Origin of the sequence: Vibrio penaeicida (assembly GCF_030689305.1) — a bacterium.
GTDB lineage: Bacteria > Pseudomonadota > Gammaproteobacteria > Enterobacterales > Vibrionaceae > Vibrio > Vibrio penaeicida_B.
Map to the genome: position 1 here is coordinate 1 of NZ_JAUYVM010000037.1, position 13994 is coordinate 13994.

At 44.8% G+C, this 13994-nt stretch carries 9 protein-coding genes and 5 tRNA genes; 7 read left to right on the top strand and 7 right to left on the bottom strand.

The features are described 5' to 3' along the window. Window positions 1–2 precede the first annotated feature (2 nt). The 5 genes from Q8W40_RS27575 to Q8W40_RS27595 all read right to left on the bottom strand — a co-directional run bounded on the left by Q8W40_RS27575 (window position 3) and on the right by Q8W40_RS27595 (window position 601). Window positions 3–76, bottom strand: a tRNA-Pro gene (locus Q8W40_RS27575). A 52-nt stretch (window positions 77–128) separates the two neighbouring features. After that, window positions 129–204, bottom strand: a tRNA-His gene (locus Q8W40_RS27580). Between the two features lie 43 nt (window positions 205–247). Beyond that, window positions 248–324, bottom strand: a tRNA-Pro gene (locus Q8W40_RS27585). 83 nt (window positions 325–407) lie between these two features. Then, a tRNA-His gene (locus tag Q8W40_RS27590) sits at window positions 408–483 on the bottom strand. Between the two features lie 41 nt (window positions 484–524). Further along, window positions 525–601, bottom strand: a tRNA-Arg gene (locus tag Q8W40_RS27595). A gap of 365 nt (window positions 602–966) precedes the next feature. On the opposite strand from Q8W40_RS27595, the gene Q8W40_RS27600 reads away from it, so the two are divergent. After that, window positions 967–1380, top strand: a complete 414-nt coding sequence (locus tag Q8W40_RS27600) for a c-type cytochrome (RefSeq protein ID WP_104403419.1) — start codon at window positions 967–969, stop codon at window positions 1378–1380. A 117-nt stretch (window positions 1381–1497) separates the two neighbouring features. Here Q8W40_RS27600 and rep read toward each other — a convergent pair whose 3' ends face one another. Further along, entirely contained in the window at window positions 1498–3513 is a 2016-nt protein-coding gene (rep, locus tag Q8W40_RS27605) for a DNA helicase Rep (protein ID WP_101114938.1), read from the bottom strand. 143 nt (window positions 3514–3656) lie between these two features. On the opposite strand from rep, the gene Q8W40_RS27610 reads away from it, so the two are divergent. From Q8W40_RS27610 to ubiK, 4 genes are all read left to right on the top strand, one after another. Further along, entirely contained in the window at window positions 3657–4277 is a 621-nt protein-coding gene (locus tag Q8W40_RS27610) for a TetR/AcrR family transcriptional regulator (RefSeq protein WP_126606950.1), read from the top strand. A gap of 18 nt (window positions 4278–4295) precedes the next feature. Continuing rightward, entirely contained in the window at window positions 4296–5402 is a 1107-nt protein-coding gene (locus Q8W40_RS27615; RefSeq protein ID WP_305402049.1) for an efflux RND transporter periplasmic adaptor subunit, read from the top strand. 11 nt (window positions 5403–5413) lie between these two features. Beyond that, window positions 5414–8539, top strand: coding sequence for a multidrug efflux RND transporter permease subunit (locus tag Q8W40_RS27620; RefSeq protein WP_305402050.1), 3126 nt, complete (start codon window positions 5414–5416; stop codon window positions 8537–8539). A gap of 117 nt (window positions 8540–8656) precedes the next feature. After that, window positions 8657–8908: a ubiquinone biosynthesis accessory factor UbiK gene (ubiK, locus tag Q8W40_RS27625; RefSeq protein WP_104403414.1), complete on the top strand. Its 252-nt coding sequence runs from the start codon at window positions 8657–8659 to the stop codon at window positions 8906–8908. Window positions 8909–9147: 239 nt separating this feature from the next. Here ubiK and ilvC read toward each other — a convergent pair whose 3' ends face one another. Next, window positions 9148–10632: a ketol-acid reductoisomerase gene (ilvC, locus tag Q8W40_RS27630; RefSeq protein ID WP_305402051.1), complete on the bottom strand. Its 1485-nt coding sequence runs from the start codon at window positions 10630–10632 to the stop codon at window positions 9148–9150. A gap of 161 nt (window positions 10633–10793) precedes the next feature. Between ilvC and ilvY the strand changes: the two genes are divergently transcribed. After that, the gene (ilvY, locus tag Q8W40_RS27635; RefSeq protein WP_305402052.1) at window positions 10794–11684 is read left to right on the top strand and encodes an HTH-type transcriptional activator IlvY; all 891 of its coding nucleotides are present in this window, start codon (window positions 10794–10796) and stop codon (window positions 11682–11684) included. A gap of 362 nt (window positions 11685–12046) precedes the next feature. Beyond that, window positions 12047–13579, top strand: coding sequence for a phospholipase D family protein (locus Q8W40_RS27640; protein WP_305402053.1), 1533 nt, complete (start codon window positions 12047–12049; stop codon window positions 13577–13579). The last annotated feature ends 415 nt before the right edge of the window (window positions 13580–13994 follow it).

A 13994-nucleotide genomic window follows, 5' to 3' on the forward strand; every position in this document is an offset into this window, starting at 1 on the left:
GGTCGGTGAAGAGGGATTCGAACCCCCGACCCTCTGGTCCCAAACCAGATGCGCTACCAAGCTGCGCTATTCACCGACAAATTTCGTTTTGATTTCAAAACTGGGAACCTTATAGGCTACCAAATCAATGGGGTGGCTAACGAGATTCGAACTCGCGACCACCGGAATCACAATCCAGGGCTCTACCAACTGAGCTATAGCCACCACTAATTTTTTGCATAGCTGTTAACAACAACTATTGAAATAGTGGTCGGTGAAGAGGGATTCGAACCCCCGACCCTCTGGTCCCAAACCAGATGCGCTACCAAGCTGCGCTATTCACCGACAATACTCCAAAGGAGTGTTTTGTTTCGAACTTAATCAAAACTGGAAACCGTATCTATTACTAGCTTTGGTTACCGAAATAATGGGGTGGCTAACGAGATTCGAACTCGCGACCACCGGAATCACAATCCAGGGCTCTACCAACTGAGCTATAGCCACCACTATTTTGCCAATATTACCTATTTACATAAGCATCCGGATGGCGCGCCCGAAAGGATTCGAACCTTCGACCTTTGGCTCCGGAGGCCAACGCTCTATCCAGCTGAGCTACGGGCGCATGCCCTATCGGCGGAGTGGAATAATACGTATATCACAAAGTGTCGTCTAGTGTTTTTTGCAGTTTTTTTATTGATTGTTGCCTTTTTCGGCAATTGAGATGTGATTAAACCCATGTCGCGAACAAGTTGTTGTTTATTGCAACAACTTGAGTCGCTATAATCACCTATTATTTATAATGATTTAACAGGTGTTTCACACCTAGATAATCAAAATACTTAAGTTTCGACAGGGAAAGGCTTCATTTACGGTATTTTTTGATAAACCGTGTGCCTGTGAACACTCTCTGACAATAGCTTAGGTGAATAACAAACCAATTAAAGATAAACATCGTATTTATCAATGCCTGAAAATGTATAGCGAGTAATGGATATGTCACGTCGAATTATTGGCCTATTGGCTGCTACAATCACCTTCTCAAGTTTCTCTTTTGCAGCCAAAGTCAGCCAAGAAGAATACGATGCGATTTCAGATCGTATTAAGCCTGTTGGTCAGGTGTACCTTGCTGGAAGCGAGCCTGTTTCAGCAGAACCTAAAGGTCCCCGAGATGGCGCTTCAGTTTACAATGTATTCTGTACAGCATGTCATGGTACTGGTGTCAGTGGAGCACCGATTAAAGGAGATGCAGGACAATGGGCTGCACGTATCGCCCAAGGTATGGATGTGATGACCGATCATGCCATCAATGGTTTCAACGCAATGCCTGCAAAAGGCGCGTGTATGGATTGCTCCGATGAAGAAATCGTCGCTGCAATTAACCATATGATCGAAGGTTTGTAACGTACCGACAAAACCTCAGTAAAAAGAGCAACACACGAAAGGCGGTTGCTCTTTTTTGTTCGGGCTCACTCTTGGTGTATACCCAAGTGACCCCAAGGTGCAAAATTCTTAATAGATCTACTTTTTGAACATCGCTTTCAAATTGGCAATATGCGCCTGACCTTTTTCCATTCTTTCTTCTTGTGAGACTTTCTTTTTAGCTTGCTCCCACTCTACATCATCAAATGGCAGTTCATCGAGAAAGCGGCTGTGTTGAGGTTTGATTAACTCTCCATATTGTCGGCGTTCACGACACATGGTAAACGTGAGTTCTTTCTGTGCACGCGTTATCCCTACGTACATTAGCCGTCTTTCTTCTTCTACGTTCTCTTCATCAATACTGGTTTGGTGCGGCAAAATACCTTCTTCTGCACCAAGTAGGTAAACATACGGAAACTCCAACCCTTTAGATGCATGTAAAGTCATCAATTGAACTTGGTCGGCATCATCGTCGTCTTCACCTCGCTCCATCATGTCGCGAAGCGTAAGCCGCTGAACCACTTCTTTTAACGTTTTTTCTTCATTGTCGTAGTTGTCTCCTTCGAGATCCGCCACTATCCAACTGTATAAGTCCGACACATTTTTCATTCGCATTTCTGCTGCTTTCGGGCTTGGTGACGTTTCGTATAACCAGTCTTCATAATGGATATCTCTCACCAGTGAACGCACCGCCTCAACCGTGTTGCCTCGCTCTGCATTGTCGGATATCGCGACCACCCATTGCACAAACTTACGCAGGTTTTCCAAACCACGCCCAGTAAGATGCTGCTCCAGTCCAAGTTCAAAGCTGGCTTCAAACAGGCTTTTTCCTCGCATGTTGGCGTAACTGCCCAGCTTTTCTAATGTGACCGGACCAATTTCTCGTCTTGGGGTGTTTACGATTCGCAAGAAAGCATTATCGTCATCTGGATTCACGAGGACACGAAGGTAAGCCATGATGTCTTTGATTTCTGAACGAGCAAAAAAGGAAGTACCGCCAGAAATCTTATAAGGCACTCGGTTTTGCATCAGCGATTTTTCAATCAACCTAGATTGATGATTACCGCGGTACAAAATCGCGTAGTCTTTGTAATCGGTCCTGTTCAGGAATTTATGTGCGATCAGTTCACCCGTGATCTTTTCCGCTTCATGCTCTTCATTTTTTGCGGTCAGAACCTTGAGCATTTCGCCATCTGGAATTTCAGAGAACAGCTTTTTTTCATAAACGTGCGGGTTATTGGCAATCAAAATATTCGCACTACGTAAAATTCGACTGGTTGAACGATAATTTTGCTCTAGTTTGATTAGGCGAAGGTTGGGGTAATCTTCCCCTAATAACACGAGATTCTGAGGCTTTGCCCCGCGCCATGAATAGATAGACTGATCATCGTCGCCTACCACAGTCAATCGACCGCGCTCACCGACGATTAAACGAACCAATTCGTACTGACTGGTGTTGGTGTCTTGGTATTCATCGACCAGCAAGTAGCGAATACGACTTTGCCAGCGTTGACGAACGTCTTCGTTCGATTTCAACAGAAATACAGGGAGCGCAATGAGATCATCAAAATCCAATGCGTTGTAGGCTTTCATTTGCTTCTGATACATATCAAAGCAGTGCCCAAACAATTGCTCTTGCTCCCCTCTCGCTCGTTCAATAGCTTGAGCAGGCGAAAGCATGTCGTTCTTCCAGTTAGAAATATGGCTCAGTAAGGAACGGAGTAAATCTTTATCGCCATCGATCTGTTTTTCAGTGAGCTCTTTTAATAACGCTAACTGGTCTTGATCATCAAACAGAGAAAAACCCGCTTTTAATCCCAACGCTTTGTATTCTCTACGAATGATATTCAAACCCAGCGTGTGGAACGTCGAAACCATTAACCCCTTTGACTCATGCTTACCCAAAGTTTGACCAACGCGCTCTTTCATTTCACGGGCGGCTTTATTGGTAAAGGTAACCGCTGCGATATTCCGCGCTTTGTAGTCACACTGCTGAACCAAGTAAGCAATTTTGTTGGTAATAACTCGAGTTTTACCAGAGCCAGCGCCTGCCAGAACCAAGCAGGGACCTGATACATATTTCACGGCTTCATCTTGTCTGGGGTTCAGCTTCATTGCGGGGTCTCTTTCGAATTCGATCTCGGGAGCATAGTGTAATTCTCTCCTCATATTTATACCAATAAGAAATTACTCGGCAAAAAATTCGTAGGATTACAAATTATTTGTTGCACACATCCATAGGGTTGGAATTATAATGAATGAACGTTCATTCACATTTGAGTAATGCATATATGCCCGGTGAAAAGCAGATTGGTAACGATAAGCGATTGAAGATATTGCGAGCTGCAGAAAACTTGCTCGCAGAAGAAGGCTTTCATGGCATATCAATGCAAAAGATTGCACAATTAGCAGGTGTTGCCGCTGGAACCATTTATCGCCATTTCGATGATAAAGACCATTTATTGATTGAATTAAGGCTCATGGTTTCTCAGCGTATCGCTGATGTTGTGCAAGCCAACGTAGATAATGACATGCCTCTGAAACAACGTTTTCGCATTATGTGGCTCAACATCTGGCACTTGGCCTGCACGGAAGGGAGCACGCTTTGCAATCGGACTCAATACGAATCTCTTCCTACGCCTGCTCATGTGAATATTAGGGAACTTGAACGAAAAATGTTTGCCAAAGTGGAGCAAATGTTCACGGAAGGTAAACAACAAGGGGTACTCAAGCCTTTGGATAACCCCATTTTATCTGGTCTTAGTTTGGAAGTAGGCGTCACGCTTGCTCGCAAACATGCCTTAGGGATCTTTCAACTCAATGATGATGCATTAGAAGCGGCGATTGAAGCCAGCTGGGATGCCATTGTTCAACACTAACTTGGAGTTCTGAATAGAATGAAAAAGTGGACTTTCTTTATGTTACTTATCTCAATCCTGCTTTTCGGCAGTGTGATAGGTTTCAATATGTTTAAACAACAGAAGATTGCTGAGTATCTGGCAAATAGACCGGAACCAGAGTTCCCTGTTACCGTCACTGAAGTTACGGCTGTTGATTGGGTTCCGACCATTGAAGCAATCGGCTTCATTGAACCAAACCAAGGCGTGACACTAACAACAGAAACCAATGGTGTGATAAATAAGATTCAATTTGAATCTGGCACTACGGTTAAAGATAACCAAGTTCTTCTTACGTTGGATTCTGAAGTTGAGCAAGCCAACCTAAAAAGTGCGAAGGCAAAATTGCCAGCTGCTCAAGCAAAATACAAACGTTATGCTGGTTTGTATAAGAAAGGCTCTGTATCGAAAGAAGCTTATGATGATGCGCAAGCTGCGTATTTCTCTCTTTCTGCGGATATTGAGAGCTTAAAAGCGTCTATCAATCGCCGTGAAATTAAAGCACCGTTTGCAGGTGTCGTCGGTATTCGAAATGTCTACCTAGGTCAGTACCTGCAACCAGGAACGGATATTGTACGCCTTGAAGACACCAGTGTTATGCGCCTTCGCTTTACCGTTCCACAAACGGATATTTCGCGTATTTATATGGGTCAAACCGTTGATATCAAAGTCGACGCCTACCCAGAAAATTCCTTCCAAGGATCCATCAGTGCAATAGAGCCTGCCGTCAGCGTACAAAGTGGCTTGGTACAAGTTCAGGCGGACATTCCGAATAACGATGGTCAACTTCGTAGTGGTATGTTCGCTCGTGCCGACATCATTTTACCAAAGCTAACCGATCAGGTTTCCTTGCCTCAAACCGCAATCACTTTCACCTTATACGGTGACAATGTGTACATTCTGTCTGACGAAGATGGTGTACAACGAGTGAAGCAACACGTTGTAAAAGTGGGTGAACGTACCGAGCACATCGCTCATATATTAGAAGGGGTAAAACCTGGAGATGTAGTGGTGACTTCTGGTCAGGTTCGTTTAAGCAATGGCGCTAAGGTTCGTATCGTGGAAAGCGATGCAACGAATCCGCCAGCTGAAACACCAATGCTGTAACTGGAGGAAGCATGCGCTTTACTGATGTTTTTATTAAACGTCCTGTTTTAGCGGTATCCATTAGCTTTTTGATTGCTTTGCTTGGTTTACAAGCCATCTTCAAAATGCAGGTGCGTGAATACCCTGAAATGACGAATACCGTTGTTACGGTATCAACGGGCTATTACGGTGCCAGTGCCGATTTGATTCAGGGCTTTATTACTCAGCCGCTGGAACAAGCTGTCGCACAAGCCGATAATATCGACTTTATGACGTCGCAATCGGTGTTAGGTAAGTCCACCATTACGGTGACAATGAAGTTGAATACCGATCCGAATGCGGCGCTGGCGGATATTCTCGCCAAAACCAACTCGGTGAGATCTCAACTTCCAAAAGAAGCAGAAGATCCAACGGTAACCATGTCGACAGGCTCAACCACCGCGGTTCTCTACATTGGTTTCACCAGTGACGAGTTGGTGTCGAGCCAGTTAACAGACTATCTTGAGCGAGTGATCAACCCTCAGCTATTTACGGTTAACGGCGTGTCTAAAATCGACCTTTACGGCGGCTTGAAATACGCACTTCGTGTTTGGTTAGACCCAACTAAAATGGGTGCGCTTAACCTAACAGCAACCGATGTAATGACGGTTCTGAATGCCAACAACTATCAGTCGGCAACCGGTCAAGCCATTGGCGAATTTGTTCTGTACAACGGCAGCGCAGATACACAAATATCAAGCGTTGAAGAACTGAGTCGTTTGGTGGTGAAAAACGGTGAAGGTCTCGTCATTCGCTTAGGTGATATCGCCAAAGTGTCACTAGAGAAAAGCCACGATGTTTACCGTGCAAGTGCAAATGGGCAAGAAGCGGTTGTTGCCGCAATCAATGCCGCGCCAAGTGCTAACCCAATCAACATTGCGGCAGACGTTCTAGAGTTATTACCAACACTTGAAAAGAACCTTCCAAGTAACATCAAGATGGAAGTCATGTACGACTCCACAATTGCAATCAATGAGTCCATCCAAGAGGTCATCAAGACCATTTTGGAAGCGGCACTGATTGTATTAGTGGTTATCACCATCTTCCTAGGTTCGTTCCGAGCGGTCTTGATCCCTATCGTTACTATTCCATTGTCACTAATTGGTGTGGCTATGGTGATGCAAGCAATGGGTTTCTCTTGGAACCTAATGACACTGCTGGCTATGGTTCTGGCTATCGGCTTGGTGGTTGATGATGCCATTGTTGTTTTGGAAAACGTCGACCGTCATATCAAACTGGGCGAATCGCCATTCCGTGCGGCTATTATTGGTACACGTGAAATTGCGGTGCCTGTTATTGCCATGACATTGACCTTAGGAGCGGTATACGCACCAATCGCAATGATGGGTGGTATTACGGGTTCTCTGTTTAAGGAGTTCGCCCTTACTCTTGCAGGAGCAGTATTTGTTTCAGGTATCGTTGCGTTAACACTTTCTCCGATGATGTGTTCGAAGATGCTGAAAGCCAATGAGCAGCCAAGCAAGTTCGAGAAAACCGTTCATCACTTCCTAGACAGAATGTCGGATCGCTACGAAGGTATGTTGGGCGCAGTGATGCAACATCGTCCTGTCATTATTGCTTTCGCTATCATCGTGTTTGCCAGTCTTCCAATGTTGTTCAAGTTCATACCGAGTGAGCTTGCGCCATCTGAAGATAAAGGTGTGGTGATGTTGATGGGTACAGCGCCATCAAACGCGAACCTCGACTACATGCAAAACACCATGAATGATGTGAACAAAATCCTGTCAGACCAGTCAGAAGTGGCGTTTGCTCAGGTGTTCACTGGGGTGCCTAACTCAAACCAAGCTTTCGGTATTGCATCCATGGTACCGTGGAGTGAGCGTGAAGCAAGCCAAGCGGAAGTCAAAGATCGCGTAAGTAAGTTGGTGCAAGATGTTCCAGGTATGTCGGTAACGGCTTTTGAAATGCCGGAATTACCGGGCGCGGGTTCTGGTCTTCCTATTCAGTTTGTTATGACAACACCGAATAGCTTTGAGAGCTTGTTCCAAGTCGCGACGGATGTGTTAACGGAGGTTAATACGAGCCCACTGTTTGTCTACTCTGATCTCGATCTGAACTACGATTCAGCCACCATGAAGATCAACATAGACAAAGATAAAGCCGGTGTTTATGGCGTTACCATGCAAGACATTGGTATCACGCTCAGCACAATGATGGCGGATGGCTATGTAAACCGTATTGACCTAAATGGTCGTTCTTACGAAGTGATTCCGCAAGTAGAGCGTAAGTATCGCTTGAACCCGGAATCCATGAACAACTATTACGTGCGAGCAGCAGATGGTAATTCCATACCGCTAGGAAGCCTAATTTCGATTGATGTGGTTGCGGAGCCTCGCTCACTGCCACACTTCAACCAGTTAAATTCGGCAACTGTAGGTGCAGTACCAACACCAGGTATTGCTATGGGTGAAGCGATAAACTGGTTTGAAAATATAGCTGAAACCAAACTGCCGGCGGGATACAACCATGATTACATGGGGGCATCTCGTCAGTTCGTAACAGAAGGCAGTGCACTGTACGCAACATTTGGCTTGGCTTTGGCCATCATCTTCCTAGTATTGGCTATTCAATTCGAGTCGCTGAAAGATCCACTGGTCATTATGGTTTCCGTGCCACTCGCTATATGTGGAGCGTTAATCGCACTAGCGTGGGGCGCGGCATCAATGAACATTTACTCGCAGGTTGGTCTTATCACCCTTGTCGGGCTTATCACCAAGCACGGCATTTTGATTTGTGAAGTTGCCAAAGAAGAACAACTTCATAATAGAAAGAACAAGATGCAGGCAGTAATGGAAGCGGCGAAGGTGCGTCTTCGCCCTATCCTGATGACAACAGCAGCCATGATCGCAGGTTTGATACCTCTAATGTATGCAACAGGTGCGGGTGCTGCTCAACGTTTCAGTATTGGTATTGTTATCGTTGCTGGATTGGCGATAGGTACGCTTTTCACCTTGTTCGTTCTTCCGGTAATTTACAGCTACTTAGCGGAGGATCACAAACCGCTGCCTGTATTTGTTGAAGATAAAGATCTGGAAAAGCTTACGCGAGTTGATGAAGCGAAAGCCGCTCAACGAGATATTCGAGAAGAATCCGTGTAATCGCAATAGATATACAAAACGTAAAAAGGCTACTTCGGTAGCCTTTTTTCTTGCTAAAGACTAACGACAACGACCAGCGAATTACATAAAATGAGGTTAAATTGAAAGGAGTTACCCATGTTTGATCCCAAGAAACTCGAACAAATTGCCAAACAAATTCATGAGTCAATGCCTCAGCCTGTCAAAGAGCTCGGTACTGATGTAGAACAAAAGGTTCGTCAAGTTATCCAAGGCCAACTCAACAAGTTGGATGTTGTCAGCAGAGAAGAGTTTGATGTACAAACTCAAGTATTGCTGCGCACTCGCCAAAAGCTAACAGAGATGGAACAAAAACTGGCGGATCTAGAAGAAAAGCTGAGCGAAAAATAGAAACCGCTTCCTTCAGACAAAAAGAAAGGCTTACTCTAACGACAGAGCAAGCCTTTTATTTATATGTTGTGTTTACTTTTTGTATTATCGACCCCAGTCTGCTGGAGTTCTTATAAGCGTAGTTGATAACGTAGAAATAGCTTCGTCATTTTAGGTGAAGGCGTACTGTTTCAAACCTATATCGACCTTCACACTAACTTAGACGTCTATCTCACGTTATTAACTACCAATTCACGTCATTAACCACCAACAGCGATACGCTTCATGTCAGTCATGTAGCCGCGTAGCTCTTCACCGATGTATTCAACAGGGTGGTTACGAATCGCTTCATTCACTTCAATCAAACGAGCGTTATCAACTTGATTAGAAGTTTCACCCAAACCTTTACCGATAACATCTGTGTTTACAGAAGGCATGAATTTCTCGCGTAAAAGTGGAGTCGCTACGTTAGCAAATAGGTAGTTACCGTATTCTGCCGTATCTGAAATTACGACGTTCATTTCGTACAGGCGCTTACGTGCGATTGTGTTCGCAATCAATGGAAGCTCGTGAAGAGACTCATAGTAAGCAGATTCATCAATGATGCCAGACGCGGTCATCGCTTCAAATGCTAGCTCTACACCCGCACGCACCATGGCAATCATTAGAATGCCGTTGTCAAAATACTCTTGCTCAGAGATTTCAACGTCGGATTCTGGGTAGTTTTCAAAGGCAGTTTCACCTGTCTCTTCACGCCAGCCAAGAAGGTTAGCATCATCATTTGCCCAGTCAGCCATCATAGTGCCAGAGAAATGACCTGTGATGATGTCATCCATGTGCTTGTTGTAAAGTGGACGCATCAGATCTTTCAATTCTTCAGACAACCCAAACGCTTTCACTTTCGCAGGGTTAGATAGGCGATCCATCATATGAGTGATACCACCAAACTTAAGTGCTTCCGTCACCGTTTCCCAACCGTACTGTAGAAGCTTACCTGCGTAACCTGCGTCAACACCGTCCGCAATCATTTTCTCATAACATACGATAGAACCGGCTTGAAGCATGCCACATAGAATAGTCTGCTCGCCCATTAGATCAGATTTCACTTCCGCTACAAATGAAGACTCAAGACAACCAGCACGGTGACCACCTGTTGCTGCAGCCCAAGCTTTGGCGATATCCCAGCCTTCGCCCTTCGGATCGTTTTCAGGGTGAACAGCAATCAAAGTCGGAACACCAAAGCCACGCTTGTATTCTTCACGAACTTCTGTACCAGGACATTTAGGTGCAACCATCACAACGGTCAAATCTTTACGTACCTGCATACCCTCTTCAACAACGTTGAAACCATGAGAGTAACCCAGTGCAGCACCTTCTTTCATTAGAGGCATTACTGTCTCAACAACATTGCTGTGTTGCTTATCTGGAGTCAGGTTAACAACTAAATCTGCCTGTGGAATAAGAGTCTCGTAGCTGCCTACTTCAAAGCCATTGTCTTTTGCATTTTTAAACGATTGACGCTGCTCATCAATTGCAGCTTGGCGAAGTGCATAAGATACGTCCAAACCAGAGTCGCGCATGTTCAGACCTTGGTTAAGACCTTGTGCACCACAACCTACGATAACCACTTTCTTACCTTTCAGGTAATCCGCTTCTGTTGCAAATTCACTGCGATCCATAAAACGGCAACGACCCAACTGGTCTAGCTGCTCACGCAAATTTAAAGTGTTGAAGTAGTTAGCCATTTTCTGGAACTCCTGTTTAATTTATCCATAAGGTCGACGGTATAGCGTCGAATAACCTTATACTAATTCAGACATTAAGTTGCTCAAAGTGATATATTCACAACCAGTAATTGCAATAAACGCAACAATGGCTATTTTATATTGCTCAAAGTGACACCATTATGAATATCAAAAGTCTTCAAGCTTTTATTCACCTATGTGAGAGTAAAAGCTTCAGTAAAACAGCAACCGCCATGCACGTGAGCGCATCAGCATTGAGCCGGCAGATCCAAAAACTCGAACAGGACACACAGCAGAACCTGTTTCTTCGAGACAATCGTTCAGTAGAACTAACACCTGCCGGTAAGAAGTTGCTTCCCATTGCCGTTAATATCGTCAGTGAATGGCATCAGTTTCAGTCCGATACTCAACACGGAGAGAACGAACTTAGAGGAAAATTGCGTTTGTTCTGCTCGGTGACGGCTAGCTACAGTCACCTACCTGAGTTGCTTGCTGAATTTAGGCTGCTATACCCTTATATTGAATTTGAGCTCTCTACGGGCGACCCCGCACAAGCAATCGATAAGGTCATAAACGATGAAACTGATATTGCGATCTCTGCGCTACCCGAGTTATTACCAGCGAGGCTTGAATTTGAATCGATCAGCGATATTCCGCTCTCTGTCATTGCACCTGCTGGGGTAAGCAGTTTCGGATCGGAACTGATGGAAAGCACACCCGATTGGAACAAAATTCCTTTTATCGTCCCTGAAGCGGGAACAGCACGAGAGAGAGCGAATGCCTGGTTTAAAAAAATGCGCATAAAACCTAACATTTATGCCCAAGTATCGGGGCACGAAGCCATTGTCAGCATGGTCGCTCTCGGATGTGGTGTGGGTATCGCCCCAGAAGTCGTTATCGTAAATAGCCCTGTAAGGGATAAGATTCAGCGTCTCAAGCTGGAATCCATTAAACCCTTTAAGCTAGGCGTCGTATGTAAACGCTCAAATTTAGACAACCCTCTACTTTCCGCTTTCTGGAAAGTCGCTGAAAAGGTCTATATCCAACCATAGTGGTAACCTTGAATACTGACATTGTTAGAAGTCTTGATTAGGGTCTGTTGACCTTTCGTGGTTAAATTTTGCTCGAGTTCTATGCCTTTTAATCGCGACGCAAGGTGTGTAGCCTAGTCATTCTAAGTAAATACCTTGCAACAAAGAGTAAAAGGCATAGAAACGAACCCTTCGGGCAGCATTTGTGGCTTATTTCTACTGTGTTATCGCTCATTGATGTAGAGCGACGACTACACCGAATGAGCGCTGCCTTGTATAAAGAACCCACAAATTGCTGCAAAAATCATCTCGAAAGGTCAACAGACCCTAGTATATTTAGCAATGTCTCCCCTTGGCTCAATAGAGAAAAAGGCACTTATCCAATGTCCATATTTAGAAACATCACTTTTGTTTTGCTCTCCGCACCATTGCTTGGCTGCAGCCCAGCACCAGATAGCGTCCCAATCTCTGAAAAAAACCATTGCCGCTCTCTTGCAGAAAAAACGCCTTTGCCAATCTCTCACTTTATAGAACCATATCGTTCTCAGATGGAAACTAAAACTGGGGTATATGTGCTCGAACAAGGTACTGAAGCCATGATGTCGAGGGCATGGCTAACAGAACGAGCTGAAAAGACTATAGACGTTCAGTACTTTATATTCTCTGTTGATAACGTAGGCTTGATAGCGACGGATTATCTAGTGAGAGCCGCAGAGCGTGGGGTGAAGGTAAGAGTCTTAGTCGATGACATCATGCTGGATGCGAGAGGCGATGAACTATTAATTCTTGCTGCGCATGAAAACTTTGAAATCAAGATTTATAACCCTAATGCCAATGTCGGCAAAAACATTGCCCAGAAAATCTCTACCGTCGTCACCGATTTCCACGGCATTAATCAGCGCATGCACAACAAAGTCTTTTTAGTTGATAGCCAGATAGCCATTACTGGCGGTCGGAACATCGCAGATGAGTACTTTGGGTTTGATCACGAATACAACTTCCGAGACAGAGATGTATTTTTAGCAGGTCAAGCAGTCAAACACATTGATACATCGTTTGAAGAATACTGGAACAATAAACTCAGTGTGCCTGTTGAAGATTTGTTCAGCGCCCCCTCTTACGATGCCACCCCTGATTTTTCGAGGCTTCACTCATACGCTTGTAACCCAGAACACTTCCACCCTCAGATACGGTCAGACATTGAAAAAGTGCCGACTACATTTCAACGGTTGGCCAAAGAAGGCAAATTTCGGTTCGTTGATAACGTCGAATACATCTCAGACCAACCAGGAAAAAACGAAAGACAATCTTTTCTCGGTGGTGGGAGTGTTACCCAAGATAAATTAGTGCAATTGGCTGAAAGTGCTCAGAAGTCGATTCTGATTCAGACACCTTATCTTGTCACGACGAAAAAGGATCGGGCTTTTTTACGTGAATTAGTTGATAAAGGCATAACCATCAAGATCCTAACGAATAGCCTTGCATCTAATGATAACCTTGCAGCATTTAGCGGTTACCAGCGCAACCGCAAGCAACTGCTCGATACAGGGGTAGAGATTTACGAGTTCAAGCCTGACGCCAAGATAAGGCAGCGAGTGATGACAGAGCATATGTACAAAAAGCTCCCTTCCACACCGATTTTTGGTCTTCACGCAAAAACCATGGTGGTAGATGAAAGCATCACGGTCATCGGTACTTATAACTTCGATCCACGAAGTGCCAATTTAAACACGGAAAGCTTTGCCATTATCCATTCTCCTGAAATCACTCAGCACGTATCGAAATCAATGCATGTAGAAATGGAACCAGAAAACGCATGGAGAATTACACCTGACTTTAACCCTGATAGTGAAGTCAGTATTTCCAAACAAATCGGTGTAAAACTGCGTAGATTCATTCCCAAAGATGTACTTTAGCATTCAGGCACTTGCTACATAGGCACTATAACTCCTCTTTCCTCAGCCATAACAGAAATTGGTTGGGGAAAGTGAGAGTAGCGACCCCGTGATAACTTTTCTTTGTATATGGCAAGGAGAGAGTCGGCAACCCAGGGATTCGAACGAGCTGGTCATCCAGCCCCCACACTTGCTTTGCAAAAGCAATAGATACAAAAAAGCCTCGTCTTTCGACAAGGCTTTCAAATATGGCAGGGGGGACTGGGCCGGCACTCCGGAGATTCGAACGAGCTGGTCATCCAGCTCCCCACACTTGCTTTGCAAAAGCAATAGATATAAAAAAACCTCGTCTTTCGACGAGGCTTTCAAATATGGCAGGGGGGACTGGGCCGGCACTCCGGAGATTCGAACGAGCTGGTCATCCAGCTCCCCACAC

Coding starts and splice junctions, on each gene's coding strand:
- Q8W40_RS27600 (WP_104403419.1), top strand. CDS start 967: ATGGATATGTCACGTCGAATTATTGGCCTATTGGCTGCTACAATCACC.
- rep (WP_101114938.1), bottom strand. CDS start 3,513: ATGAAGCTGAACCCCAGACAAGATGAAGCCGTGAAATATGTATCAGGT.
- Q8W40_RS27610 (WP_126606950.1), top strand. CDS start 3,657: ATGAACGTTCATTCACATTTGAGTAATGCATATATGCCCGGTGAAAAG.
- Q8W40_RS27615 (WP_305402049.1), top strand. CDS start 4,296: ATGAAAAAGTGGACTTTCTTTATGTTACTTATCTCAATCCTGCTTTTC.
- Q8W40_RS27620 (WP_305402050.1), top strand. CDS start 5,414: ATGCGCTTTACTGATGTTTTTATTAAACGTCCTGTTTTAGCGGTATCC.
- ubiK (WP_104403414.1), top strand. CDS start 8,657: ATGTTTGATCCCAAGAAACTCGAACAAATTGCCAAACAAATTCATGAG.
- ilvC (WP_305402051.1), bottom strand. CDS start 10,632: ATGGCTAACTACTTCAACACTTTAAATTTGCGTGAGCAGCTAGACCAG.
- ilvY (WP_305402052.1), top strand. CDS start 10,794: ATGAATATCAAAAGTCTTCAAGCTTTTATTCACCTATGTGAGAGTAAA.
- Q8W40_RS27640 (WP_305402053.1), top strand. CDS start 12,047: ATGTCCATATTTAGAAACATCACTTTTGTTTTGCTCTCCGCACCATTG.